Source organism: Streptomyces sp. NPDC050509, assembly GCF_044457965.1.
Lineage (GTDB): Bacteria > Actinomycetota > Actinomycetes > Streptomycetales > Streptomycetaceae > Streptomyces.
This window is the reverse complement of record NZ_JBITHL010000002.1, coordinates 22,929-47,915: the sequence shown is the minus strand read 5'-3', so window position 1 is coordinate 47,915 and position 24,987 is coordinate 22,929. Positions and strand designations below refer to the sequence as shown.

General features: G+C 72.2%; 14 protein-coding genes. 10 read left to right on the top strand and 4 right to left on the bottom strand.

Annotated elements, in window-relative coordinates; all coding sequences use genetic code 11:
- Positions 1–5: 5 nt before the first annotated feature.
- From ACIBJC_RS05490 to ACIBJC_RS05475, 4 genes are all read left to right on the top strand, one after another.
- On the top strand, positions 6–566 hold the full coding sequence (locus tag ACIBJC_RS05490) for a GNAT family N-acetyltransferase (protein ID WP_399288266.1): 561 nt from the start codon (positions 6–8) through the stop codon (positions 564–566).
- 18 nt (positions 567–584) lie between these two features.
- Positions 585–1,262: a uracil-DNA glycosylase gene (locus ACIBJC_RS05485; protein ID WP_329825626.1), complete on the top strand. Its 678-nt coding sequence runs from the start codon at positions 585–587 to the stop codon at positions 1,260–1,262.
- Between the two features lie 51 nt (positions 1,263–1,313).
- Positions 1,314–2,306: an N-acetylglucosamine kinase gene (locus ACIBJC_RS05480; RefSeq protein ID WP_399288262.1), complete on the top strand. Its 993-nt coding sequence runs from the start codon at positions 1,314–1,316 to the stop codon at positions 2,304–2,306.
- A 95-nt stretch (positions 2,307–2,401) separates the two neighbouring features.
- Positions 2,402–3,322, top strand: coding sequence for a sirohydrochlorin chelatase (locus ACIBJC_RS05475; RefSeq protein ID WP_399288260.1), 921 nt, complete (start codon positions 2,402–2,404; stop codon positions 3,320–3,322).
- A 154-nt stretch (positions 3,323–3,476) separates the two neighbouring features.
- On the opposite strand, the gene ACIBJC_RS05470 is transcribed toward ACIBJC_RS05475, so the two are convergent.
- The 4 genes from ACIBJC_RS05470 to ACIBJC_RS05455 all read right to left on the bottom strand — a co-directional run bounded on the left by ACIBJC_RS05470 (position 3,477) and on the right by ACIBJC_RS05455 (position 8,391).
- Complete coding sequence (locus ACIBJC_RS05470) at positions 3,477–4,550, bottom strand: lactonase family protein (protein ID WP_399288257.1); 1,074 nt, start codon at positions 4,548–4,550, stop codon at positions 3,477–3,479.
- A 147-nt stretch (positions 4,551–4,697) separates the two neighbouring features.
- Complete coding sequence (locus ACIBJC_RS05465) at positions 4,698–6,206, bottom strand: FUSC family protein (protein ID WP_399288255.1); 1,509 nt, start codon at positions 6,204–6,206, stop codon at positions 4,698–4,700.
- 269 nt (positions 6,207–6,475) lie between these two features.
- A complete protein-coding gene (locus ACIBJC_RS05460; RefSeq protein WP_399288251.1) occupies positions 6,476–6,949 on the bottom strand; it encodes a hypothetical protein in 474 nt (157 codons plus the stop codon).
- A gap of 116 nt (positions 6,950–7,065) precedes the next feature.
- On the bottom strand, positions 7,066–8,391 hold the full coding sequence (locus tag ACIBJC_RS05455; protein WP_399288248.1) for a ricin-type beta-trefoil lectin domain protein: 1,326 nt from the start codon (positions 8,389–8,391) through the stop codon (positions 7,066–7,068).
- A 272-nt stretch (positions 8,392–8,663) separates the two neighbouring features.
- On the opposite strand from ACIBJC_RS05455, the gene ACIBJC_RS05450 reads away from it, so the two are divergent.
- The 6 genes from ACIBJC_RS05450 to ACIBJC_RS05425 all read left to right on the top strand — a co-directional run bounded on the left by ACIBJC_RS05450 (position 8,664) and on the right by ACIBJC_RS05425 (position 24,878).
- A complete protein-coding gene (locus tag ACIBJC_RS05450) occupies positions 8,664–9,149 on the top strand; it encodes an Lrp/AsnC family transcriptional regulator (protein ID WP_399288245.1) in 486 nt (161 codons plus the stop codon).
- Positions 9,150–9,508: 359 nt separating this feature from the next.
- Complete coding sequence (locus ACIBJC_RS05445) at positions 9,509–10,429, top strand: sterol desaturase family protein (protein WP_399288242.1); 921 nt, start codon at positions 9,509–9,511, stop codon at positions 10,427–10,429.
- Positions 10,430–10,645: 216 nt separating this feature from the next.
- Complete coding sequence (locus ACIBJC_RS05440) at positions 10,646–20,203, top strand: amino acid adenylation domain-containing protein (protein ID WP_399288239.1); 9,558 nt, start codon at positions 10,646–10,648, stop codon at positions 20,201–20,203.
- Positions 20,193–21,860 carry a phytoene desaturase family protein gene (locus ACIBJC_RS05435; protein WP_399288236.1) on the top strand — a complete coding sequence of 556 codons (1,668 nt, stop codon included), beginning with the start codon at positions 20,193–20,195 and terminating at the stop codon, positions 21,858–21,860. The genes ACIBJC_RS05440 and ACIBJC_RS05435 overlap by 11 nt, the downstream gene beginning before the upstream one ends.
- 98 nt (positions 21,861–21,958) lie before the next feature.
- Complete coding sequence (locus tag ACIBJC_RS05430) at positions 21,959–23,596, top strand: phytoene desaturase family protein (RefSeq protein WP_399289768.1); 1,638 nt, start codon at positions 21,959–21,961, stop codon at positions 23,594–23,596.
- A gap of 52 nt (positions 23,597–23,648) precedes the next feature.
- Positions 23,649–24,878 (top strand): cytochrome P450, encoded by a 1,230-nt coding sequence (locus tag ACIBJC_RS05425; RefSeq protein WP_399288233.1) that lies wholly within the window; start codon positions 23,649–23,651, stop codon positions 24,876–24,878.
- Positions 24,879–24,987 lie beyond the last annotated feature (109 nt).

The window sequence follows — 24,987 nt, the reverse complement described above, 5'->3', positions numbered from 1 at the left end:
GAGCCATGGGAGCACCGGCTCCGCAGACCGTCGTCCGGCCGGCCACGCCCGCGGATCTTCCCGCCGTGGCGGGTATCTGTGCCCACTACGTCCTCCACAGCGTGATCACGTTCGAGGAGGTGCCGCCGACCGCCGACGACTGGCTGCGGCGCCTCCAGGACTTCGCCTCCCGGAACGATCCGTTCCTGATCGCCGAGGTGGCCGGCGAGGTGGCCGGATACGCGTACGCGAGCCCCTGGCGCCCCAGGCCCGCCTACCGGAACACCGTCGAGGACACGATCTACCTCTCCCCCGGCCACACCGGCAAGGGCCTGGGCGGCGCACTGCTGGGGGCTCTCGTGGAACGGTGCGCGCGGGCGGGCCGGCGCCGGATGGTCGCCGTCATCGCGGACACCGGCCAGGACACGTCGGCCGCCCTGCACCGGCGGTTCGGCTTCACGCACGCAGGGCGGCTGACGGAGGTCGGGTACAAGCACGGGCGGTGGATCGACACCGTACTGATGGAACGGAACCTGACGGCGGACGGAACGGAACCTCACGCGGGAGACCCGGCCCCGGGAACCTGACGGGTAGAGTGACGCCCCGTGGCAGCACGACCGTTGAACGAAATCGTAGAGCCCGGCTGGGCCGACGCACTGGCCCCGGCGGCCGGGCGCATCGCCGAGATGGGTGACTTCCTGCGGGCGGAGATCGGTGCCGGGCGCACCTATCTGCCCGCCGGGCCCCATGTCCTCCGCGCCTTTCAGCAGCCCTTCGACGAGGTGAGGGTGCTGATCGTCGGACAGGACCCCTATCCGACGCCGGGGCACGCGGTGGGCCTGAGCTTCTCGGTGGCGCCCGAGGTGCGCCCCGTACCGGGCAGCCTGGACAACATCTTCCGCGAGATGCACACGGACCTGGGGCATCCGCGCCCGTCCAACGGCGATCTCACGCCCTGGACACGGCAGGGGGTCCTGCTGCTCAACAGGGCGCTCACCACGGCGCCCCGCAAGCCCGCCGCGCACCGCGGCAAGGGCTGGGAAGAGGTGACCGAGCAGGCGATCCGCGCGCTGGTCGCCCGCGGCAAGCCGCTCGTGTCCATCCTGTGGGGGCGCGACGCCCGTAACCTCCGTCCGCTGCTCGGCGACCACCCGGCGATCGAGTCGGCCCACCCCTCCCCCATGTCGGCGGACCGCGGCTTCTTCGGCTCACGGCCGTTCAGCCGGGCCAACGACCTGCTGATCGGCCAGGGAGCGCAGCCGGTCGACTGGCAACTGCCGTGAGCCGGCCGGCGACCGCCGCGCGCCGGCGCGGGCGATGAGCCGGGAGCCCGGGTGAGCTGGGTCCTGGGCGTCGACTCGGGCGGCTCGGGCGTACGGTTCGCGCTCGGCGCCGCGGAGCCGGGCGGGGCGGTCACGGCCGTCTCGTCCGCCCACTCCACCGAGCCGGTGCGTACGGGACCCGCGGGCATCGACCCGGAGCGGTTCCTCGCCCTGCTGCTGCCCGCCGCGCGGACACTGCTGGCCGAGGCGGGCGCGGCGGCCGGTACGCAGGGCCTGTCGGCGGTCGCGGTCGGCGCCGCCGGGATGGCGACGCTCGGCGACGGGCTCCGCACCGCACTGCCCGCCGCGCTGGAGCGCTCCCTCGGGGTACGGCGCCTCGCGCTCGCCGCCGACGCGGTCACCGCGTACGCGGGCGCGCTCGGCCAGCGCCCGGGCGCCGTCGTCGCCGCGGGTACGGGCATGATCGCGCTCGGCATGACACCGGCGGGCTGGCACCGCGCGGACGGCTGGGGCCATCTCCTCGGCGACTGCGGCTCGGGCGCCTGGATCGGCCGCGCGGGACTGGAGGCCGCTCTGCGGGCGCACGACGGGCGGCGCGGTGGATCGGCCGCACTCCTGGCCGGCATGGAAACATTTTTCGGTCCGGCGGGCGACCTTCCCGGACTGCTCTATCCCCGCTCCGACCGGCCGGCGGTGCTCGCCTCGTTCGCTCCGGAAGTGGCCCGTCACGCGGCCGACGATCCGGTCGCACGGTCGATCCTCGCGCAGGCGGCGGAGCACATCGCGGACGCCGCCGTGGCCGTCTGCCCACCATCGGGTGAATGTGAAGTCGCCCTCACGGGTGGTCTGTTCAAGCTCGGCGAACCGCTCCTCGGCCCGTTGCGCGCCGAGCTGTCCGCCCGTCTCCCGCATGCCACGGCGGTCTCCGCGGCCACGGATCCGCTGGGTGGGGCGCTGCTCATCGCCGCGGCGCTCGCCACCGGCTCGCTCCGGCTGCCGTACGAACCGCGCCTGCTGAACGTCTCGACAGAACAGCACAGATGAGCTGAAAAATACCTAACGGATATATAAGGACAGATGGCTCGCAGCCGCCCCCTCCCCGAACAGCCGCGCCCACAAAACCAGTAGCATTCGACGCCATGAGCACCCCCACTGGGCCCGCATCCGGCCTGCCTGTACGAATGCCGCGACCCCGCCAGTCGGGGCGCCACCGCCGTCCCGAACCGGTCGCGGCCCCCGAAGGTGCGCCCGCGCTGGTTCTCGCCGTTCCCGGACCCCCGTCCAGCGCCGTCCGCGGGCTGGCCGAAGAGGTCGTCAGCATCGCCCGTTCCGAGCTTCCCGGCCTCGACGCCTACATCGGCTACCTGGACGGCGACGACACCGAGTACCCGACGCTCCAGGCCGTACTGGCCGGAACCGCCGCGCTCCGCACGGAGCGCTACGAGATGGCCAAGGCCGTCGGCCGTGAGGTCGCGGAGCCCAAGGGCCCCACCGCCGTGGTCGTACCGCTGCTGGCGGGCCCGGAGGGCGCGCTGATCGAGCGGATGGGCGAGGCCGTGGCGGACAGCGGCGCCGACGCGGAGCTGACCGATGTCCTCGGCCCGCACCCGCTGCTCGCCGAGGGCCTGCACGTACGCCTCTCCGAGGCCGGTCTGGCCCGCGCCGACCGCGCCAGGCTCTTCACGGTCGCCACGGCGGCCGACGGGATCATCCTGGCCACGGTGGGCGGCGAGGAGGCGGTCCAGACCGCGGGGATCACCGGAATGCTGCTGGCCGCGCGGCTCGCCGTACCGGTGATGGCCGCCGCGCTCGACACGGAGGGCTCCGTCGCCGCGATCGCCGAGCAGCTCCGTGAGTCGGGTTCGACGCAGCTCGCGCTCGCGCCGTACCTGGTCGGTCCCGAGCTGCCCGCGGGTCTGCTCGACGCGGCCGTCAAGGAGGCCGACTGCGCCACGGCCGAGCCGCTCGGCGCGTACCCGGCCATCGGCAAGCTGGTGCTGTCGAAGTACGCCACCACGCTGGGCATCACCCCGCAGCCGCAGGGGACGCACGCGCACTGACACGCGCCCGCGTACGGACCCAGGCTCCGTTCTCGCGCCCGTACGTGTGGAAAGGGCCCGCACCGGATCGCTCCGGGGCGGGCCCTTCCGTGCGTGCGGCGAGCGGGGGAAACGGCTCGGGGCCGTGCAGAGCCGTCCAGAGCCGCTCAGGGCCTCAGCCGAAGATCACGCAGGAGGCGGCGGGCGCCTCCAGGGCGCCGGCCAGGGCCGGGACGCCGGTGGCCGGGTCGATGTCGAACCAGGTCACGTCGCCGGAGCGCTCGTTCGCGGCGTACAGCCTGCGGCTCGTCGGGTCCAGCACGAGATCGCGCGGCCAGTGCCCGCCGCACGGCACGGTGGTGACGAGTTCCGGCTTCTCGTACGTCGGGTCGACGGCGAGGACCGCGATGCTGTCGTGGCCCCGGTTGGCGACCCAGAGGAACCGTCCGTCCGGTGCCACGACCACCTCGGAGGGATAGTTCCCGCCGCCCACGCCGTCGGGCAGGACGGCCGCTTCACCGACCGGTTCGAGCACGCCGTTCGCCGGGTCCCAGCGGCAGACCGTGAGCACCGGCTCCAGCTCGCCCAGTACGTAGACATGGCCGCCCGCCGGATGGAAGGCGAGGTGGCGGGGGCCGGTGCCGGGGCGCAGCGCGGTCTCGCCGTACGGGACCAGCTCGCCTGCGTCGGTGTCGAGGGTGCAGATCCGTACGGTGTCGGTGCCCAGGTCGGTGCTGAGGATCCAGCGTCCGCCGGGGGCCGCCACGACCTGGTGGGCGTGCGGTCCGCGCTGCCGGTCCGGGTGCGGCCCGGCGCCCCTGTGCCGGAGCAGCCCGGTGACGGGACCCGGGCGTCCGTCGGCGGCGACGGGCAGGACGGAGACGCTGCCACAGCCGTAGTTGGCCGTGAGGAGATGCCCGGCGACGAGGGTGAGATGGGTGGGGGCGGAGCCGCCGACCGGCACGGGGTCCGCGAGGAGGCGCGGCGCCGCGTGCTCCGCGGCGTCGGTGTCCGGGGTGCGGAAGGCGGCCACGGCGCCCTCCTCGGTCTCGGAGACGGCGTAGAGCACGGTGCCGTCCGGTGAGAGCGCGAGGCAGGAGGGATCCGCCACGGCGTCCGTCGCGCCGCGCGCCGTCAGCGCCCCGGTCCGCGCGTCCACGGCGGCGGCGATGACGCCGAGGCCCCCTGCCGAGGTGAACGACCCGATGAAGGCCCGTCCGCGGTCGCGTCCGCCGCTGTCGCCACCCACCGTGTGTGCCCTCTCGTCCCGCCCCGCGGCCCGGCCTTCCGGTCGTCCGGCCGAACCGGACCGCCCGGACGCCCCGCCGATCGTCCGGCCGAACCGTAGCAGGCCGTCCTGGCCGGATCCCGGCGCCGGTCCGCCCTTCCGGGTGGATCAGGCGGGTACGAGCGGGGCGCGCGGTGAGGTGCGCAGGGGCGCGGAGAGCCCCGTGAGCGCCCGCTCCAGGCCGTGCAGATGGGCCAGCGCGCGTTCGGCGCCGGGGTGGTGGGACAGGTGCGGGAAGGCGAGCGGGGCCGCCCCAGGAAGGGCGAACTCCGTTCCGGGGGCCACCAGTTCGTGTACGGCGGCCTCGATCCGGTCACAGGCGGCGGCCAGCCGGGCGTCGTGCGAGGCGGCCGGATCGGCGGCCACGGCGGCGAACCCCCGTACCTCGCGCGCGCAGTCGTCGAGCAGGCCGAGCACCTGCCGGGCGCGGGCCTTGCGTGCCCGCAGCGGGCTGAGCGGATGGACGAGCGGGGCGAGGGACATCCGTACGCGGCCGAGCAGCAGCTCCAGTTCGGCGGCGTACGGCGCCGGGTCGGCCGCCGCGTCCCCGGCGAGCCGGCGGGCGGCCTCGGCCGTACAGGCGTGGACGCTGTGCAGGGCGCGCCGGATCCAGGCGTCGGTGGTGGCGTGGACGGTGACGGGCAGCACGAGGACGACGGCGAGCGCCGCGCCGAGGGCTCCCGCGCCGGTCTCGGCGAGACGCAGGGCGAGCAGGCCGGGGTCGAGGACGCCGAGCAGCCCGTACAGCAGCCCGGCCATCACGGTCACCGCCAGGACCATCCAACTGTAGGAGACCTGGGCCGTGTAGAAGATGCCGAAGACGCAGACCGCGACGAGCGCGGCCGTGGGTACGGGGGCGCCGTGCAGCGGGACGGCGACCAGCAGGCCGACGACGAGGCCGATCACCGTGCCGAGGACCCGCCGGAAGCCGCGGACCAGGGTCTCGCCGCGCGAGGCGGTGTTGACGAAGATCCACCAGACGGTGCCCACGGCCCAGTACCAGCGGTCGTCGGAGAGCGCCTGGCCGATGACGAGGGCGAACGCGCAGGCGGCGGTGGACTGGAGCGCCTGCCGGGTGGTGGGCCGCGCGAGCCCCGTACCGGCGGGCGCCGGCGGGACGGCGGCGGGCGGGGTGCGCCGCTCGATGGGCCACAGGACGAAGCGGACCGCGCCCGCCATGAGCAGGGCCAGCGCGGTGGCGGCGGCCAGTTCGGGCAGTTGGCCGGGGACGGCGTGCAGGAACTGGGCGCCGAAGAAGTTCATGAAGGCGAAGATGCCGAGCGCGTGGCCGCGCGGGCCCCAGCGCCGGACGTAGACCCCGGCGAGGACGACGGCGAGAAAGGCCACGTCGCGGGCGAGGGGCGCCCCGTGCAGGACCGTGGCCAGGGCGAGGACCGGGAGGCCGACGACGGGCAGCAGCGCGGTCGTCACGCGCTGGGCGCGGACGGTCGGGTCGAGGACGGTGAAGAGCGCGAGCAGCGCCGCCAGGCCGCCGAGGATCGACGCGGTCAGCGGGAGCCCGGCCGTCTCGGACACCGCGACGGCGAGGGCGATGCCGAGGACGGCGCGCAGCGCGTTCCTGAGCCGGAGACGCCCCGGGTCCGGGGCCACGAACATGCTTTTCACAGGAGCACAGACAAGCACCTGGTGGAGTGCTGGCTCAACACATGTCCGAGTCACTGTGCCATTGGTCCAGTCGATGCACCTTTCTGTCAGCCAGTTGGGACCAACGGACCAGGGGGACGAAGGGGCGGGGAAGAGAGCGGGGCGGGGCGGCGATCCGCTGTCGTCCACCGTCCGACCTGCCGCCCCACCAGCGGTGGAGCACCCTGTCGGCGGTCGGCCCCGACCTGCCGCCAGGGGAGGCGTACGGACGCCGGGGGCCGTCAGCCCTGGGTGTCCAGTTGGTCGGCGAAGGCGCGGAGCGCGTCGGCCAGTTCCTTCTTCGTGGGCAGCCGGTCGACCTTCTTGTCGAGTTCGTCGATGCGCCTGGAGAGGTCTTCGAGGTCCGCCGGGGCGCTGGGAGAACCACTGGGGTCGTCCGTGGGGTCGCCGGGACCGTACGTGGGGTCGCCGCCGGGGCCGCTCGTGGGTTCCGGCGAGGGGGAGCCGCCCGGCTCCTCCGGGCTGGGATCGGTGCCTCCGGAGCCGCTCACGCTGCCGCCGTCCGAGGTGTTGCCGTCCGACGTGTTGTTGCCGTCCGAGGTGTTGCCGTCCGATTCGGGGCTGACCGTCTCGTCGGCCGCCGGACCCACCGTCGTACCGACGTTCGCGGCGCGGCCCTCCCCCGACCCCGCCGCGATCGCTCCGCCGACTCCGAGCGTCACGGCCGCGGTGGCCCCCACGACCGTGATCAGCATTCTTCGTGTGCGTGTCTGTCCTAAATCTGTCATGCGCTGGACACTAGCGACGGTTTTCGGCGGAAGAGAGGCTTCCACGCGGTTTCCGTCGAAAAAATAGGAACACCCGTACGGGCTCATCCGTACCAGCGCACCTCCGGGCGGTACGGAGCACACCGCGCCACGCGGAGCCGGGGGCGCAGGTTCACCATGTCGTCCTGGGACAGACAGCCTCCCCGGGAGCCGATCCGCCCCCCGGCGTCGCGCCACCACCGCTGTCCCGGCGAACCGTCGCACGGGGACAGGGAGGGGGTCGAGGAGTTCCCGTACGGCGCGGTGAGGCAGCGCCCGCCCACCGCGGACCGGACCGCGCCGTCGTCGAACGTCCACGACTGGGCCCGTGCGCCGTCGCACGCGCGCGTCGCGACCGCGGCGGACCCCTCGGCCCCCTCCTCGCCGCCTCCCGCCGCGAGGCAGAGCTGCACCGTACGGGCGGACCTCGTCGTGGCGATCGCCGACATGATCTCGCCGGGGCGGGGCGCCCGGTGCGCTCTCCGGTGTTCCTTGCCCACCCAGTTCCGGTAGCCGGGACCGTACGGAAGGAACGCGGGGCATTCCTTCGGCACGCACCCTCGGTGCCGGTAGTAGGACTCGAACACCGCTTCTTTCAGTTTCTTCTGAGCCGGACTCAGATTGACCGGCAGGAGGGACATGCTGTACCCGAGGTACGGCGTCACAGCGGGCCGGTCCGCCGCGTCGAACGCGGCCCTTCTGAAATATCGTCCCGCCACCGCGTGGTCACTGTGGTCGCTGTGATCGGCGGTTCGCGTGCCCTGGTGCCCGAACGAGTTGTTGTCGTAGTCCAGGGTGCGGACGCGCCGCACCTTCTCCCGGTCGGCCAGCCCCGTCAGGGTGCTCACGAGCTCGCCCTCGGTGTAGGCGCGTTCCGCGTCCACGGGCCTGATCGTCCCGATCTCCCCGCGGAAGAGCCTGAGCAGGCTCTGATGCCGGTTGGTGGTGGTGCCGCTGCCCCGGGGCAGCCCGTCGGGCAGCCGGAGGAAGGTGAGCCGGACGTCCGCCCCGTCGGCCAGGGTGTACGACAGGAGTCTGCGGTCGCCCAGGACGACATCGTCCCTCGTCCAACGGTCCTCGGTGCCCGCCATCTTGGCGTACGCCGCGCGCACGCCGTCCTCCCGGCTCCTGACGTAGTAGCTCTTCCCGAAGGGGTGACCGGCGTCCCCGGCGGTCAGATAGACCGTACTGACGGAGCATCCCGCGTGAAGGGTCCGCTGAATGTCCGGATTGACGAAGAGGAGGTCGTCGTCCTGATGGGCGACCCCCACCAGGACGTTTTCGCAAGGCGCCGCCTCGTGCGCCCGGGGCGGCGCGGCCAGCGCTCCGAGGACCGCGCAGAGGGAGAGGAGGGAGAGGGCCCACAGCGGGCGCCGCGGATTTGCTCGCACACCGGATTTCCTCACGCCGCTCCTCACACGCTCCTCCGCCTCTCCCCGTACCGGCCGGCCCTGCCGCACCGGCCCTGCCGCCCATTCCGGCCATTCCGCCCCGGCGAGATCTTTCATCACGCGGGATCCGGCGGCCGGGCGCGACGCGCGGGGCGTGCTCCCTTTCGGTTCCTCGCCGTTGCGACGGGCCGGCGATACGGCGTCGGGACCGGCCCTCGGTACAGTCGTCACCGAGCGGGGCGGCGTACAGCACAGCGGGAGGCCGGAGGATCATGTCGGTGGACACCCTCGACACCCGCATTCTGCGGCTCCTCATCGAGCGGCCGCGCACCAGCGTGCGGGAGTACGCGCGGATCCTCGGGGTCGCGCGAGGCACCGTGCAGGCCCGGCTGGACCGGCTGGAGCGCGACGGTGTGATCGTGGGCACCGGCCCCCGGCTCTCCCCCGCCGCCCTCGGCCATCCGGTGCTCGCCTTCGTCCATATCGAGGTCACGCAGGGGCATCTGGACGAGGTCGGTGACGCGCTCGCCGAGGTCCCGGAGATCATCGAGGCGTTCTCGATCACGGGCGCGGGCGATCTGCTCACGCGGGTGGTGGCGCGGGACAACGGTCATCTGGAGGATGTGGTCCAGCGGCTGATCCAGTTGCCGGGTGTGGTCCGTACGCGTACGGAGATGGCGTTGCGCGAACGGGTGCCGCACCGGTTGCTGCCCCTGGTCGAGTCGGTGGGCCGCGCAGCGTCCGACGCGCCGCGCTGAGGCGCACAGCACCGGGACGGACCACGCCGGGCGTTGGCGCCGCCCCCTGCCCGGCGCGCCGGTCATGTAACGCCCGAGCGGCTGCTCTTCCGGGTGAAGGCCGCCCCTCGGCAGGTACGCCTGGACAGCCGCCTGGCCCACCACGAGCACGTTCATGCCGGGAGGGGGCCCTCTCCGGGGTTACGCCGGGGGCGCGCGCCAAGGGCGTACTGGGCTCGCGAGCCCCCGCGCGCCGGTCAGACGATATTGCTGCCCGTAGTTGATCCACCGCATGCTGTTATGTGGCCCCTGGTCGGTGACGTGCCAGGGGAAAGTGCTGCCTGCTCCTTGCCCACGTCCCCATGAGCGAAGGGTGCGACATGTCTGGTTCAACGGTGAGCGGCGCGGGCCGGCCCGAGTTCAGGGTCGCTTCGCGCACCACGGTGAAAGCGCTGCTCTCCCGTACCTGCCACCCCCTTCTGCTGCTCTCGGTCGGGGCGGTCTTCGCCGTGACCACGCGGTACGGCTGGGACACCGGCCTGGTGACGTTCGCCTTCCAACTGTCCCTGCTCTGCTACCTCGCGGCGCTGGAGCGGGTCATCCCGTACGAGCGGGCCTGGCACCCCAGCCGCCGCGAATGGCGCTGGTACGGCGTGTACTTCGTCCTCACGACGGTGGGCGGCACCCTGGCGCAGTCGATGGTGGTGGTCGCCGCGGGCGCCCTCGCGACGGCTGACCCCCTCCTGCCGCTCTGGGGCGAGATACCCCTCGCCCTGCTGCTCGGCTCGCTGGCCGGCTACACCGTGCACCGGCTCGGGCACACCAACCGGTGGCTGTGGCGGCTGCACGGCGTGCACCACGTCCCCGACAAGGTGAATGTCGCCAACAACGGTGTCAACCACATCGCCGACGTCTTCATCTCCCAGGCGTTCGTCCAAGTGGCCCTGGCGATCGTCGGGTTCTCGGAGACGGCCGTCTTCGGCGCGGGCCTGTTCGTCATCGCGCAGGGGTACTTCGTGCACGCCAACATCGCCGTCGGTCTCGGCCGGCTCAACCATGTGTTCGTGGGGCCCGAGCAGCACCGGCTGCACCACAGCACGGATCTGGCCGAGGCCGGGCACTACGGCTCCGACCTGTCCATCTGGGACCGGGCGTTCGGCAGCTTCACCTGGCGGCCGGGGCGCGAGCCGGCCGCCGTCGGCCTGGTGGACCCGCGCTCCTTCCCCGGGACCGGTGCGATCGTCGCCACCCTGGTGCACCCGGTGCGCCGGCCGGCGAAGGCAGGCCGCAGCGCCGACTGAGCCCTCCCCACACCGTCCATCCCACCTCGCACCGTCCTCTCCCCTTCTTCCCGCACGTTCCGTCCTCTCCCGCACCGCTCCCTCCCCACACCACCCGCAATCCGCTTTCGCGTTCACGCGCACCGCATCCGGTCCCCGCCGGTCCCGCCGACGGAGGCACGGAAGCCCGCGCCTGCCCTTCGCGCACGTTGCGTGTTGACGACCCAAGGAGCCGACATGGCTGAATCGCTCCGCACCACGCCTCCTGAGAAGATCGCGATCATCGGCATCGGCTGCCGCTTCCCCGGCGGCGCCAGTGACCACCGCACCTTCTGGCAGAACCTTCTCGACGGGAAGGACTGCATCAGACCCACGCCGCGCGACCGGTACGACGTGACGACGCTCGGCAGCCGGGACAAGGCCAAGCCGGGCCGTCTGGTGGGCGGCAGGGGCGGTTACATCGACGGCTTCGACGAGTTCGACCCCGCCTTCTTCGGCATCAGCCCCCGCGAGGCGGAACACATGGACCCGCAGCAGCGGAAGCTGCTGGAGGTGTCCTGGGAGGCGCTGGAGGACGGCGGCCAGAAGCCGGCCGAGCTGGCGGGGAGCGATGTCGGTGTGTTCATCGGCGCGTTCACCCTGGACTACAAGATCCTCCAGTTCGCCGACCTCCGGTTCGACACCCTGGCCGCGCACACGGCGACCGGCACGATGATGACGATGGTGTCGAACCGGATCTCGCACTGCTTCGACTTCCGCGGCCCCAGTCTCTCGATCGACACCGCGTGCAGTTCGTCCCTGGTCGCCGTGCACCTCGCCTGCGAGAGCCTGCGCCGCGGCGAGTCCACCCTCGCGCTGGCGGGCGGCACGCTGCTGCATCTCACGCCGCAGTACACCATCGCCGAGACCAAGGGCGGTTTCCTCTCCCCCGAGGGCCGCTCCCGTACGTTCGACGCCGGCGCCGACGGCTACGTACGCGCCGAGGGCGTCGGTGTCATCGCGCTGAAGCGCCTCACGGACGCGGTACGCGACGGTGACCCCGTCCACGCCGTGGTCACCGCCAGCGGGGTCAACCAGGACGGCCGCACCAACGGCATCACCGTGCCCAGCGCCGACGCCCAGGTCACCCTGATCGAGCGGGTCTGCGCCGAGGCCCAGGTCGCGCCGGGCAGCCTCCAGTACGTGGAGGCCCACGGCACCTCCACGCCGGTCGGCGACCCCATCGAGGCCGCCGCGCTCTCCCGGGCGCTGGCCGTCGGCCGGGAGCCGGGGGCCGCCTGCTACGTCGGTTCGGTCAAGACCAACATCGGGCACTCGGAGTCCGCCGCCGGGATCGCCGGGCTCATCAAGACCGCCCTCAGCATCAAGCACCGTACGATCGCACCGCACATCAACCTGGAGCGGATCAACCCCGCGATCGACCTCGCCGCCGCCCCGTTCACCATTCCGACGCAGGTCACCCGGTGGCCCGCGCACGAGGGCCCGGCGCGCGCCGGCGTCAACTCGTTCGGCTTCGGCGGCACGAACGCGCATGTCCTGCTGGAGGAGGCGCCGCACGCCTCCCCCGCCGCCGAGCCGCCCCCCGCGGACCGCCCCCGCTGCACCATCCTCCCGCTGACCGCGCGTGACGCCGCCGCGCTGCCCGTCCTGGCCGAGGAGATCCACCGGGAGCTGACGGCCACCGCCGCCCCGGGCGGTGGACCGGCCGTCTCCCTCGACGACCTCGGGCACACCCTCACGCACCGCCGCCAGCACCACGACGCCCGGCTCTCCGTCGTCTACACCTCACGCGAGGACCTGGCCGAAGCGCTCTCCGCGCAGATGCGGGGCGAGGCCCACCCCCGGGTGGTCACCGGCCACCGGCGCGATCCCCAGCAGCGGCGACTGGCCTGGGTGTTCACCGGTATGGGACCCCAGTGGTGGGGCATGGGCCGCGAGTTGTTCGTCACCCAGCCCGTCTACCGCGAGGCCGTCGAGCGCTGCGACCGCGAGATCGCCGCGCTCACCGGCTGGTCCCTCGTCGAGGAGATGAACGCGGACGAGGGCAGCTCCCGGATGGCCGAGACCTGGCTCGCCCAGCCCGCCAACTTCGCCGTACAGATCGGTCTGGCCGCCCTGTGGCGCGCCCACGGGGTGCGCCCCGACGCCATCGTCGGCCACAGCACGGGCGAGGCCGCCGCGTTCTACGAGGCCGGGGTCTACAGCCTGCGCGACGCGGTGCGGATCATCGTGCACCGCAGCCGCCTCCAGCAGCGGCTGGCGGGTACGGGGACGATGCTCGCCGTGGGGCTCGCCGAGGAGGAGGCGGAGCGGCGGATCCTGCCGTACGGGGACCTGGTGTCCGTCGGCGCCGTCAACAGCCCCACCTCCATCACCCTGGCCGGGGACGGGACGGCCCTGACCGCGCTCGCCGAGGAGCTGCGCGCGGAGCAGGTCTTCGCCCGCCTCCTCTCCGTCCGGGTGCCGTACCACAGCGCCCTCATGGAGCGGATCAAGGACGAACTGCTCGACTGCCTCGCCGGGATCGAGCCGCGCCCCGCCCGGGTCCCGCTCCATCTGACGGGGCGGGAGGGGCGGGCGTACGGCACGGAACTCGACGCGGACTACTGGTGGAGCAACGTCCGCGACCGTGTCCGCTTCCGGCCCGCGATCGAGCGCCTGGCCGACGAAGGACACCGTGTCTTCCTGGAGATCGGCCCGCATCCCGTGCTCTCCCACGCGATCAAGGAGTGCCTGGAGGGCAGGCCGGCCGAGCCCGGCGCGGAGGTGGTGACGCTGCCGTCGATCCGCCGTGAGGAGGACGAACCGGCCCGGTTCACCGCCTCGCTCGCCGCGCTGCACAACCTGGGCACCGAGATCGCCTGGGACGTGCTCCAGCCCGGGGGCAGGACCGTACCGTTGCCGCGCTACCCGTGGAAGCGCGACCGGTACTGGACCGAGCCGCACGCCGTGGCGCAGGTCAGGCTCGGGCGGCTGGACCATCCGCTGCTGGGCCGCCGGCTGGCCACCACGGAGCCGGTGTGGGAGGTGGAGCTCGATGTGGAGCGCGCCCCCTACCTCGCCGACCACCGGATCCAGGGCCGGGCCCTGTTCCCGGCCGCCGGCTACATCGAGATGGCCGCCCAGGCGGTACGGGCGCTGACGGGCGGTACGGAGGCCGCGTTCGGCTCCGTCGAGTTCCGCAAGGCCCTCTTCCTCCCGGACGACGCGTCGCGCACCGTACAGCTCGCGTTCTCGCCGGAGAGCGCCGCCTTCACCGTCGCGACGGGGTCGGGCCCCGGTGAGGAGCGGGCCGTCCACGCGAGCGGCGTGGTCCGGTCCGGTCACCGCGCCGCGCCCCCGGCACCGCTGGACCTCGACGGGATCAGGGCGCGCGGCGAGCGCCGCCTCGACGGTCCGGCCTGCTACGCGGCGCTGAGCGAACTCGGCTACCACTACGGGCCCGCGTTCCAGGGCATCGAGGAGGTGTGGACCGGCCCCGGCGAGGCGCTGGCGCGGATCCGCCCGCCCGAGGCGATCGGTGACGACGCGGCGGGCCACCATCTCCACCCCGTGCTGCTGGACTCCTGCTTCCAGGCGCTGCTGACCGCGGGACTCGGGGACGGCGGTCCGGCCGACGACGGCGACGGAGCGGCCGACGGGTCCACGGGCATCCTGCTGCCGCTCTCCATCGACGAGGTGCGTACCGGCCCGGTCGGCGACCGGCCGCTGTGGGTGCACGCCACCGTCACGCGGCGGCCGGCCGGCGAACTCGTCGGTGACATCACGCTCCACGGAGACGACGGTCTGCCGCTCGGACGCATCGGCGGGTTCCGGGCCGCCGATGTCGAGCAGGCGTCGACCAGTGTGGCGCTCAGCACGATCGACAACTGGCTCGCGGAACCCACCTGGACCGAGAGCCCCGTCGACACCGGGCCGCTCGACTCCACGGTGCCGGGCCGCTGGCTGCTCTTCGCGGACGCGCCCGGCGGGGTCGCGGACGCGCTGGCGGAGCTCGTCACCGCGCGTGGTGGGCACTGCCATCTCGTACGCCCGGGTGAGGCGTACGCCACCGGGCTCGACACGGGCACCTCGACGGTGGTGCCCGGCCGCGCCGACGATCTGCGCCGGCTTCTCGCCGAGCTGGCCGAGGACGCGGCGGAGCGGCGGGCCGCCGGTGCGGCGCACGCCCCGGGTCTCGACACGATCGTCCACTTGTGGAATCTCGACCTGCCGGCCCTGGACGACAGCGAGCGTGCCCGTCTGGAGGAGCACAGCACGCTCGGGGCGTACTCGCTGGTCGCCCTCGCTCAGGCGCTCCAGGAGGCTCAGGCACTCCAGGAGGACCGGGGCCGACCCGCCTCCCCCGCCGCCCTGCACATCGTCACGCGCGGTACGCAGCCCGTCGAGCCCGGCGATCCCGTGGAACCACTGGGCGCACCCGCCTGGGGGATCGGCCGGGTGCTGCGCCATCAGGAGCTGACCGCGCACCGGGGCACCCTGATCGACCTGGCCCCGGGCGGCACGGGCGACACGGACGCGGACGGCGCCGACGCGGACGACCGGGCGGCCACCGCCGGGAGCCTGGCGCGGGAGGCACGGGCCGTGCTGGACGAGGTGCTGCACGCCGCCGCGCAGCAGGGCCCGTACGACGACGAGATCGCCCTGCGCGGCGAGCGCCGCCTCACCTGCCGGCTCACCCGCCCCCAGGACCTCGAGCGGCCCCTCGCGCCACGGCTGCGCCCGGACGGCGCCTATCTCGTCACCGGCGCGTTCGGCGCGCTGGGACAACTCCTGTGCCGTTATCTCGTCCGGCGCGGTGCCCGCCATCTCATCCTGGTCGGCCGCACGCCGCTGCCCGACCGCGCCACCTGGCGCGGGCTCGACCCCGCCTCCGCGGCGGGCCGGGGCGCGCGTTTCGTCAAGGAGCTGGAGGCGCTGGGCGCCCACCCGGTCCACGCCTGCCTGGACGCCACCGACGAGCGGGCCCTGACCGCGTGGCTGACCGCCTACCGCGGCCAGGACGCCCCGCCCGTACGCGGTGTGTTCCATTTGGCCGGCCATGTCAGGGACACCCTGGTCCCCGCCATGGACAGGACCGCGTTCGACTCCGTCCTCGCTCCCAAGGCCGCCGGTGCCTGGCTGCTCCACCGCCATCTGCGCCACGAGCCGCTGGAGCACTTCGTCCTCTTCGCGTCCATCGCCTCGCTGCTCACCACGGCGGGCCAGGTCAACTACGCGGCGGGCAACGCCTTCCTGGACGCGCTGGCCCACCACCGCCGCTCCCGCGGGCTGCCCGCGCTCTCCGTCGACTGGGGCCCGTGGGCGACCGGGATGATCGAGGAGCTGGGGCTCGTCCGGCACTACCGTGCCAGCCGGGGCATGAGTTCGCTCTCCCCCGACGCGGGCATGGCCGTTCTGGAGCGTGTACTGGGCCAGGACCGCGCCCAGTTGCTGGTGGCGACGGTGGTCGACTGGAAGGTCTTCCTCGCCTGGTACGGGTCGCCGCCGCCGCTCGTCGCGGAACTCGCCGCGGACGCCGCGAGCGGCGCCGACGACGGCGAACACAGCAGCTTCCTCGACCTGTTCCGTACGGCGGACGAGGAGCGCCGCGCCGAACTCGTCGCCGAGCGCTTCTCGGCGGTGGCCTCGACGGTGCTGCGGGTGCCCACCGACCGGATCGACGGGACGAGCAGCCTCGCCGCCCTCGGTCTCGACTCGCTCCTGGCGATGGAGCTGCGTGCCCGGGTGCACGCCGAGACCGGGGTGGCCCTGCCCCTGGTGGCGCTGCTCAGCGGCGCTCCCGCCGGCGAACTGAGCGAGCAGTTGCACCAGGCGGCGGCCGTCCTGGTCGCGGAGGTGGCGGACGGGGCGGGCGCGGCGGCGGAGGTGGAGATCCACGAGGACGAGTCCCGCCACCCGCTGACGCAGAACCAGAAGGCCCTGTGGTTCCTCAAACAGCTCAACCCCGAGGGCTTCGCGTACAACATCGGCGGGGCCGTCGAGATCAGGACCAGGATCGAGCCGGAGCGGATGTTCACGGCGTTCCGCACGCTGGTGGAGCGGCATCCGATGCTGCGGGCCAACTTCACCATGGAGGACGGGCAGCCCGTCCAGCGCATCTCGACGGCGAACGACCCGGACGTGGCCCTCTTCGACGTCCAGGGCCGCGCCTGGGACGACATCCACGACATGATCGTCCGCGAGTACCGGCGTCCGTACGACCTGGAGTGCGACCCGCTGGTCCGGTTCCGGCTGTTCAAGCGCGGTCCGGAGCGCTGGGTCGTGATGAAGGCCGTCCACCACATCATCTCCGACGCGATCTCCACGTTCACCTTCATCGAGGAGCTGCTCGCCCTCTACGAGGGACTGGGCGGCCGGGGCGGCGCCGTCGAGCTGCCGCCCGTACGGGCCAGGTACCTCGACTTCCTGAACTGGCAGAACCGCTTCCTGGCCTCACCCGACGCGCGGCGCATGCTGGACCACTGGCGGGCCGGTCTGCCCGCCGAGGTGCCCGCACTGGACCTGCCCACGGACCGGCCGCGGCCCGCCGTGCAGACGCACAACGGCGCGTCCGAGTTCTTCGTCCTCGACACCGATCTCAGCGCCCGCGTGCACGCCCTGGCGCGCGAGCACGACGTCACGGTGTACATGGTGCTGCTGAGCGCCTACTACGTCCTGCTGCACCGCTACTCGGGCCAGGACCACATCATCGTGGGTTCGCCGGTGACCGGCCGTACGGAGGAGGAGTTCGGCTCCGTCTACGGCTACTTCGTCAACCCGCTGCCGCTGTACGCGGATCTGTCGGGCGCCCCGTCCGTCGCGGCGCTCCTCGCGCAGGTCCGTCAGGTCGTTCTCGGCGGGCTCGACAACCAGGAGTACCCGTTCGTCCTGCTCGTCGACGAGCTGGGCCTCCAGCACGACCCGAGCCGGTCGGCGGTCTTCCAGGCGATGTTCATCCTGCTGGCCCACAAGGTGGCCGCCGAGCAGTACGGCTACCGTCTCGAATACATCGAACTGCCCGAGGAAGAGGGCCAGTTCGACCTGACACTGTCGGCGTACGAGGACGAGGCGGAGCGGCGCTTCCACTGCGTCCTGAAGTACAACACCGACATCTTCCTGGCCGAGACCGTGGAGCGGATGGCCGCCCACTACGTCCATGTCCTGGACGCCCTCACCAGCGTTCCCGCCGAGGAGCCGGTGGCCCGTCTCGATCTGCTCGGCGCCCGGGAGCGTTCCCGCATCCTGGGCGCGCCGGCCGCGCGGGGCCGGGCGCTGCCGCACGACCTGCCCGTGCACCGGCTGATCGCCGAGGCGGCGGCCCGTACGCCGGAGGCCGTGGCGGTCACCGTACCGTCCGAGTCGGGTGAGACCCGGCATCTCACCTACGGTGCGCTGGAGCACGGGGCGGGGCTGCTGGCCGGCACGCTGCGGGCGCGGGGCATCGGTCGCGGGGACGTCGTCGCGGTCTGCCTCGACAAGTCGCCCGAGCTGATCGTCGCCCTGCTCGCCGTCCTCAAGTCGGGCGCCGCCTATCTACCGCTCGATCCCGGCCATCCCACCGACCGGCTCGCCCTCATGACGCGGAACGCGGGGGCGGCGCTCTTCGTCACCGGCGCCGGGGAGCGGGAGCGGTTCGCGGCGCTGGGTGTCACGCTGCTCACCGATGTCCCCGGAGTGGCGGGCGGGTTCGCGGACGCCGCGGTGCCGGAGACGAACGAGGCGCCCGTCGACCTGGACGCGCCCGCCTACGTCATCCACACCTCGGGGTCGACGGGCCACCCCAAGGCCGTACGCGTCAGCCACCGGGCCCTCGCCGCCGTCCGCGCCGCCTGGTACGAGGAGTACGGTCTCGACACGGCGCCCGGAGTCCATCTCCAGATGGCGGGCGTGTCGTTCGACGTGTTCACCGGGGATCTCGTCCGAGCCCTGTGCTCGGGCGGCCGGCTGGTGCTGATCGGCCGTGATCTGCTGCTCAACACCGCCCGGCTGTACGGGACGATGACCGACGAGGGCGTCGACTGCGCGGAGTTCGTGCCGGCGGTGGCCCGTGCCCTCATGGAGCACTGCGCCCACGGAGACCACCGGCTCGACTTCATGCGGCTGATGATCGTCGGCTCCGACGCCTGGAAGGTCGAGGAGTACGAGCGGCTGCGCTCCCTGTGCGGCCCGGGGACCCGGGTCATCAACTCGTACGGCCTGACGGAGGCCGCGATCGACAGCGCGTACTTCGAGGGGCCCACGGACGGGCTCGCCCCCAACCAGCTCGTCCCGATCGGCAGGCCCCTGCCGAACTGCTCCCTGCACATCCTCGACGAGAACCGCGATCTCGTGCCGCCCGGTGTCACCGGCGAACTCTGGGTCGGCGGCGCGGGGCTCGCCCTCGACTACGCGGGCGACCCCGGACAGACCGCGGAGCGTTTCGTGGAGCTGACCCTGGGCCGCGGCCCGGGGGCGGCCCCCGAGCGGCTCTACCGCACGGGCGACCTCGCCCGGCGGGACGCCCGGGGCCTGATCCATCTCCTGGGCCGCGCCGACGCCCAGCTCAAGGTGCGGGGCCACCGCATCGAACCGGGCGAGATCGAATCCCTGCTGATGTCCCTGCCCGCCCTGAGCCAGGCGGTCGTCACGGTCCGCGCCGACGCCAGCGGCGAGTCCGTGCTGTGCGCGTACTACGTCCCGGAGGCCGGGGCCGAGCCGGGTGCGGGCGAGTTGCGCCGTCATCTCGCCACACGGCTGCCCACCTATCTGATCCCGGCCCACTTCACCGCGCTGGACGCGCTGCCGCTCACCGCGAACGGCAAGGTCGACGTGGCCGCGCTGCCCGAGCCGCCGGCCGAGTCCGACGAGGAGAGCCACGAGCCGCCGGTCACGCTCTACGAGCAGCGGATGGCGGCCCACTGGCAGTCCCTGCTCTCCCTGGAACAGGCCGGACTGCGCAGCGACTTCTTCGCGTCGGGCGGCAGCTCCATCAAGCTGATCGAGCTGATCCACCGGCTCCAGGCGGAGTTCAACATCACCGTCCCGGTCAGTCTGCTCTTCAAGGTCACGACGCTGCACGGCATGGCGCGGACGGTGGAGTCCATCATCACCGGCGAGATCTCCGGCGGCAGCCCGTATCTGACCTTCAACACCGGCCGGGGACCGACCCTGTTCTGCTTCCCGCCGGCGGGCGGGCACGGACTGGTCTACCGGAGGTTCGCCGAACACCTGCCCCAGCACGAACTCGTCGCGTTCAACCATGTCGACGGCGACGACAAGGTGATCCGCTACGCGGACCTCATCGAGTCGCTCCGTCCCGACGGACCCTGCCCCGTCTTCGGGTACTCCCTCGGCGGCAATCTCGCCTTCGAGGTCGCCAAGGAACTCGAAGGGCGCGGGCGCGCGGTCCCCCATGTGGTGATCATGGACTCGTACCGCATCCTGGAGGCCCACGCGCTCGCCGACGAGCACATCGAGGCGTTCGAGAACGAGCTGCGCGGCCATCTCCACCGCCACACCGGCTCCACGAGCGTCGCCGACGCGACACTCGCCCAGGCCAGGGAGTACCTGGACTTCTGCGGCCGTACCCCCAACACCGGCACGGTCTCCGGGACCGTCAGTGTGATCTCCGACGAGCGGAAGGCGGCGTTCTACGCGGCGGGACAGCGCGGCACCTGGCACGGCAGCTCGACCAGCCGTACGGAGCTGCTGCGCGGCCACGGCACGCATGCCGAGATGCTCGACGAGAAGTACCTGGCGCGGAACGCCGAACTCACCCTCGCCGTCATGACCGGAGTCACCGACCTCGCCGGAGATGAGTCCCATGTCGCGTGAGAACCGCCCCGTCTGGCAGCCGCGTGAGCGGGCCCCGGGCGACCGCCCCCGCATCATCGTCATCGGCGCCGGCATCGGCGGCCTGTCCACCGGCTGCTACGCCGAGATGAGCGGCGCCGAGACCCGGATCTTCGAGCGGCACGTCCTGCCGGGAGGGTGCTGCACGGCATGGTCCCGGCAGGGGTACGTCTTCGACTACTGCATCGAATGGCTCACCGGCACCGGCCGGAACAACGACGCCAACCGGTTGTGGCGGGAGCTGGGCGCCCTCGACGGCAAGACCATCGCGAACTTCGAGATGTTCAACACCGTCGTCGACGAGTTCGGGCGGGCGGTGACGTTCTACAACGACCCCGACCGGCTGGAGGCGCATCTCCTGGAGATCTCGCCGGCCGACGCCCGGCCCATCCGCGCCTTCTGCCGCTACCTGCGGCGCTTCATCGCCATCAACCACTATCCGTTCCTCACCCCGCCGCCGCTCCAGTCGGCCCGCGAGAAGCTCGCCACCCTGCGGATCGTCCTGCCGGACTTCCTGCTGTTCTGGCGTACGGCGGCGACCCGGATGGAGCGGTTCACGGAGCGGTTCCAGGATCCGCTGCTGCGCCGGGCGTTCCCGTTCATCTTCTTCCAGGACCATGAGGTCTTCCCGCTCCTGCCCTATCTGTTCAACATGGCCAGCGCCCACCACAGCAACGCCGGCTTCCCGCAGGGCGGCTCGCTGGGGCTGGCGCGCTCGGTCGAGGAGCGGTACACCTCGCTGGGCGGACGGATCGACTACCGGACGCGGGTGGAGCGCGTCCTGATCGAGAACGACCGGGCGATCGGGGTGGAACTGCGCGGCGGGGAGCGGCACTACGCCGACCATGTGGTCGCCGCCTGCGACGGCTACACCACGATCAACAAGCTGCTGGGCGGCGCGTACTCCAGCCCGAAGGTCGACACCCTCTTCGGCGAGATGATGGACCGCCCGGAGATGCTCTACCCGGGGGTCGTCTCCGCCTTCGTCGGTGTCAAGGGCGAGTTCGACGACCGGGATCGGCACAGCACCACCTATCTGCTGTCCGACGAGGACTGCGCGGCCCTGCCGAGCGTGAGCCAGAAGAGCCTGGTCGTCCAGCTCCGGTCGCGGTACTCGGACGGCTTCGCGCCGCCCGGCAAGTCCGTCGTCCACTGCACGTACTTCAGCGACTACGCCTACTGGAAGCAGTTACGGCGCACGGACCGCAAGGGGTACTGGGCGCGCAAGCAGGAGGTGGCCGACTTCGTCCGTGCCTTCCTGGAGCGGCACCACCCGGGCATCGGACCGGCCATCGAGGTCATCGATGTGGCGTCACCCGTGACCACCGAGCGGTACACCGGTGTGCAGGGCGGCTCCATCCTCGCCTGGAAGTCGTTCACCGACGCCGACGACGTGATCACAGCACTGATCAACAAGGACCGGATGCGGCTGCCGGGGCTGCGCGGTTTCTCGCTGGCCGGGCAGTGGTTCGGAGGCGGGAGCCTGATCAAGGCCGCGTCGAGCGGACGCTTCGTCACGCAGTACATCTGCGAGGAGCTGGGCCTGGAGTTCCGGGCCTGGGAGAGCGGCGGAACGGAGCCCTGGCATCCGGGAAAGCTGGGCAAGCTGCCGCAGCTCGAACAGCGGGGGGTGCGGTGAGCGCCACCGCACCCCACCGGCGGGACCCCGCACACGAAAGCCGACGAGGACACCGAGGAGCGCACGGCATGCCGCCTGCCCGACCCCGCAGAAAATCCATGATCGTCATCGGTGGGGGGCTCGGTGGCCTGTCCACCGGCTGCTACGCGCAGATGAACGGCTACAGCAGCCAGGTCTTCGAGATGCACGAGATCCCGGGCGGCTGCTGCACCGGCTGGGGCCGCGGCGACTTCACCTTCGACTGCTGCATCAGTTGGCTGCTGGGCAACGGGCCCGGCAACGAGATGCATCAGATCTGGCTCGAACTGGGCGCCCTCCAGGGCAAGGAGATGCGCCACTTCGACGTCTTCAACATCGTGCGCGGCCAGGACGGCAGGGCGGTGTACTTCTACTCCGACCCTGACCGGCTCGAAGCCCATCTCCTCTCCCTCTCCCCGGCCGACGCCCGCCACATCCGGTCGTTCTGCGCGGGGCTGCGCAAGTTCCGTACCGCCCTGTCCTCCTACCCGTTCCTCAAGCCCGTCGGGCTGATGGGCCGGTGGGAGCGGTGGCGGATGCTGGCCGGCTTCGTCCCGTACCTCAATCTGTTCCGTACGTCGATGTCCGTCCTGATGACGGAGTACTCGGCCCGGTTCCAGGACCCGCTGCTGCGCGAGGCGTTCAACTACATCCTGCTGGAGAAGCACCCCGGGTTCCCTGTGCTGCCCTTCTACTTCCAGATGGCGTCGCAGGCGAACCAGTCGGCCGGGGTGCCGGAAGGCGGCTCGCTCGGGCTCGCCCGCTCCATCACGGACCGGTACGAGCGGCTGGGCGGCGAGATCACGTACAACGCGAAGGTCGAGCGGATCCTCGTCGAGAACGACCGCGCGGTGGGCGTGCGGTTGGTGGACGGGCGGGAGTACCGCGCGGACATCGTCGTCTCGGCCTGCGACGGCCCCACCACCCTGCTGAAACTCCTCGAAGGCCGCTACCTCGACGACGACTACCGGCGGCTGTTCACCAAGACCATCGAGGAGCCGGGCATGGTCTTCCCCGGCTATGTCAGTGTGTTCCTGGGGCTGCGGGCGGGCTTCCCCGAGGGGGAACCCACCACGACCCATCTCCTGGACGAGTCGATGGCCTCCAAGCTGACCGGTATCCGCCATCCGAGCATCAACGTCCAGTTCCGCAGCCGGTTCTATCCCGAGCTGTCGCCGGACAACACGACCGTCATCTACGCCACGTACTTCTCCGACGTCGCGCCCTGGCGTGAACTGAGCGAGGGGCCCGAGCAGTTCAGCCGGCCCCGCCGGGGCGGCGAGCTGCACACCCTGCCGGTGCGGCGGGGCCGCCCCTACTCGGCCGCCAAACGCCGGGTGCGGGACACGATCGTCGACTTCCTGGAGGAGCGCCATCCGGGGCTGCGCGACTCGATCGCGGTACGGGACACCTCCACCCCGCTCACCCAGATCCGGTACACGGGCAGTTACAACGGGACCGTCCTCGGCTGGCAGCCCTTCGTCGAGAGCGGCGAGACGATGGAGGAACTCGTCAAGAAGCACGGCCCCGCCCTGCCAGGACTGGAGAACTTCTACCTCTCCGGCGTCTGGGCCACCACGGGCGGTCTGATCAGAGCCGCCGCCGCCGGACGGCAGGTCGTGCAGTTCATCTGCCGGGACGACGGCGTCGACTTCACCGCCTCCATCGACGACACCGCGCCACCACCCACCCATGTCGTCGTGCCCGTAGGCCCGTAGGCCGTAAATCCCGTCAACACGTTGGACCGCGCCAGGAAAGGCTGACACCCCCATGTCTCCCCAGCAGCAACAGCAATCCACACAGCGCCCCGAACCGATCTCCTACCCCTTCTGGAACCTCGGCGGTCTGGATCCGCACCCCGGATACCAGCGGTTGTGGGACCAGCCCCTGGCCCGGGTGCGTCTGGCCTACGGGGAGGACTCCTGGCTGGCCACCCGCCACGAGGACGTCCGCGCCGTCCTCTCCGATCCCCGCTTCAGCATCGGTGAGGCCGTCCACCGTGACCATCCCCGCATCGAGCGGATGCCCCGGATCAGCGGCGGTCTCCTCACCAGCGCGGACCACGACCACTCCCGGATGCGCTCTCTGCTGAGCAAGGAGTTCACCGCGCGCCGGATCGAGCGCCTCCGGGACCGGATCCGGCGGACCGCCGACGGGCTGCTCGACCGTATGGAGGAGATCGGCCCGCCCGCGGACATGATCGAGGACTACGCCTTCCCGCTCCCCATGACGATCATCTGCGAACTGGTGGGCATCCCCTACGCCGACCATGTTCATGTACGGCACTGGGCGGACGTCGTGTGCTCGGGCAGCACCCCGCCCGAGACGATCCTTGAGGAAGCCGGCATCTTCAACGCCCATATGAGCCGCTGGGTGGAGGCGCACCGCCAGGAGCCGGCCGACGACCTGCTCACCATTCTGGTCCAGGGCCACGACGAGGAGGGGATCATCACCGAGGGCGAACTGATCGACATCCTCGGCGAACTCCTCATCGGCGGATTCGTCACGACCACCAACCAGATCGGCAACTTCTTCTCGCTCATGCTGCTCCACCAGGAGAGCGGCGACGACATGCTGGCCCGGCTCCGCGCCGACCTCGGTCTCGTCCCGAAGGCCGTCGAGGAGCTGCTGCGCTTCGTCCCGCTGCTCAACGGGGTGGTCCTGCCCCGCTACGCCATGGAGGACATCGAGCTGGGCGGCGTGCTGATCCGCGCGGGAGAGCCCGTCATCGTCTCCCCGACCGCCGCCAACCGGGACCCGGGGGTCTTCCCCGAGCCGGACGAGGTCGACCTCGACCGTCCGGGCAACCCCCATGTCAGCTTCGGGCACGGGGCCCACTACTGCCTGGGCGCGCACCTCGCCCGGCTGGAGCTCCAGGTGACCCTGGAGCAGGTGGTCACCCGCTGGCCGGAGCTGCGGCTCGCCGTCGGGGTGGACGAACTGCGCTGGCGGTCGAAGGAGTTCTTCAGCGGTCTGTACGAGCTGCCCATCGCCTGGTGACCTGACCGGCCGGCCCGGGACGCCCGCGACGGTGACGCGGGCCCCCGGCCGGCCCCGGGGTGCGGTCGGAGTGCGAAGCCTTCGGGGAAGGGGTCGTCGGGGTCGTAGT

Excerpts from the sequence above, each read along its gene's own strand:
- ACIBJC_RS05475 (WP_399288260.1), top strand. The coding sequence starts at position 2,402 with ATGAGCACCCCCACTGGGCCCGCATCCGGCCTGCCTGTACGAATGCCG.
- ACIBJC_RS05430 (WP_399289768.1), top strand. The coding sequence starts at position 21,959 with ATGATCGTCATCGGTGGGGGGCTCGGTGGCCTGTCCACCGGCTGCTAC.
- ACIBJC_RS05450 (WP_399288245.1), top strand. The coding sequence starts at position 8,664 with ATGTCGGTGGACACCCTCGACACCCGCATTCTGCGGCTCCTCATCGAG.
- ACIBJC_RS05435 (WP_399288236.1), top strand. The coding sequence starts at position 20,193 with ATGTCGCGTGAGAACCGCCCCGTCTGGCAGCCGCGTGAGCGGGCCCCG.
- ACIBJC_RS05465 (WP_399288255.1), bottom strand. The coding sequence starts at position 6,206 with ATGTTCGTGGCCCCGGACCCGGGGCGTCTCCGGCTCAGGAACGCGCTG.
- ACIBJC_RS05440 (WP_399288239.1), top strand. The coding sequence starts at position 10,646 with ATGGCTGAATCGCTCCGCACCACGCCTCCTGAGAAGATCGCGATCATC.
- ACIBJC_RS05445 (WP_399288242.1), top strand. The coding sequence starts at position 9,509 with ATGTCTGGTTCAACGGTGAGCGGCGCGGGCCGGCCCGAGTTCAGGGTC.
- ACIBJC_RS05425 (WP_399288233.1), top strand. The coding sequence starts at position 23,649 with ATGTCTCCCCAGCAGCAACAGCAATCCACACAGCGCCCCGAACCGATC.
- ACIBJC_RS05490 (WP_399288266.1), top strand. The coding sequence starts at position 6 with ATGGGAGCACCGGCTCCGCAGACCGTCGTCCGGCCGGCCACGCCCGCG.
- ACIBJC_RS05460 (WP_399288251.1), bottom strand. The coding sequence starts at position 6,949 with ATGCTGATCACGGTCGTGGGGGCCACCGCGGCCGTGACGCTCGGAGTC.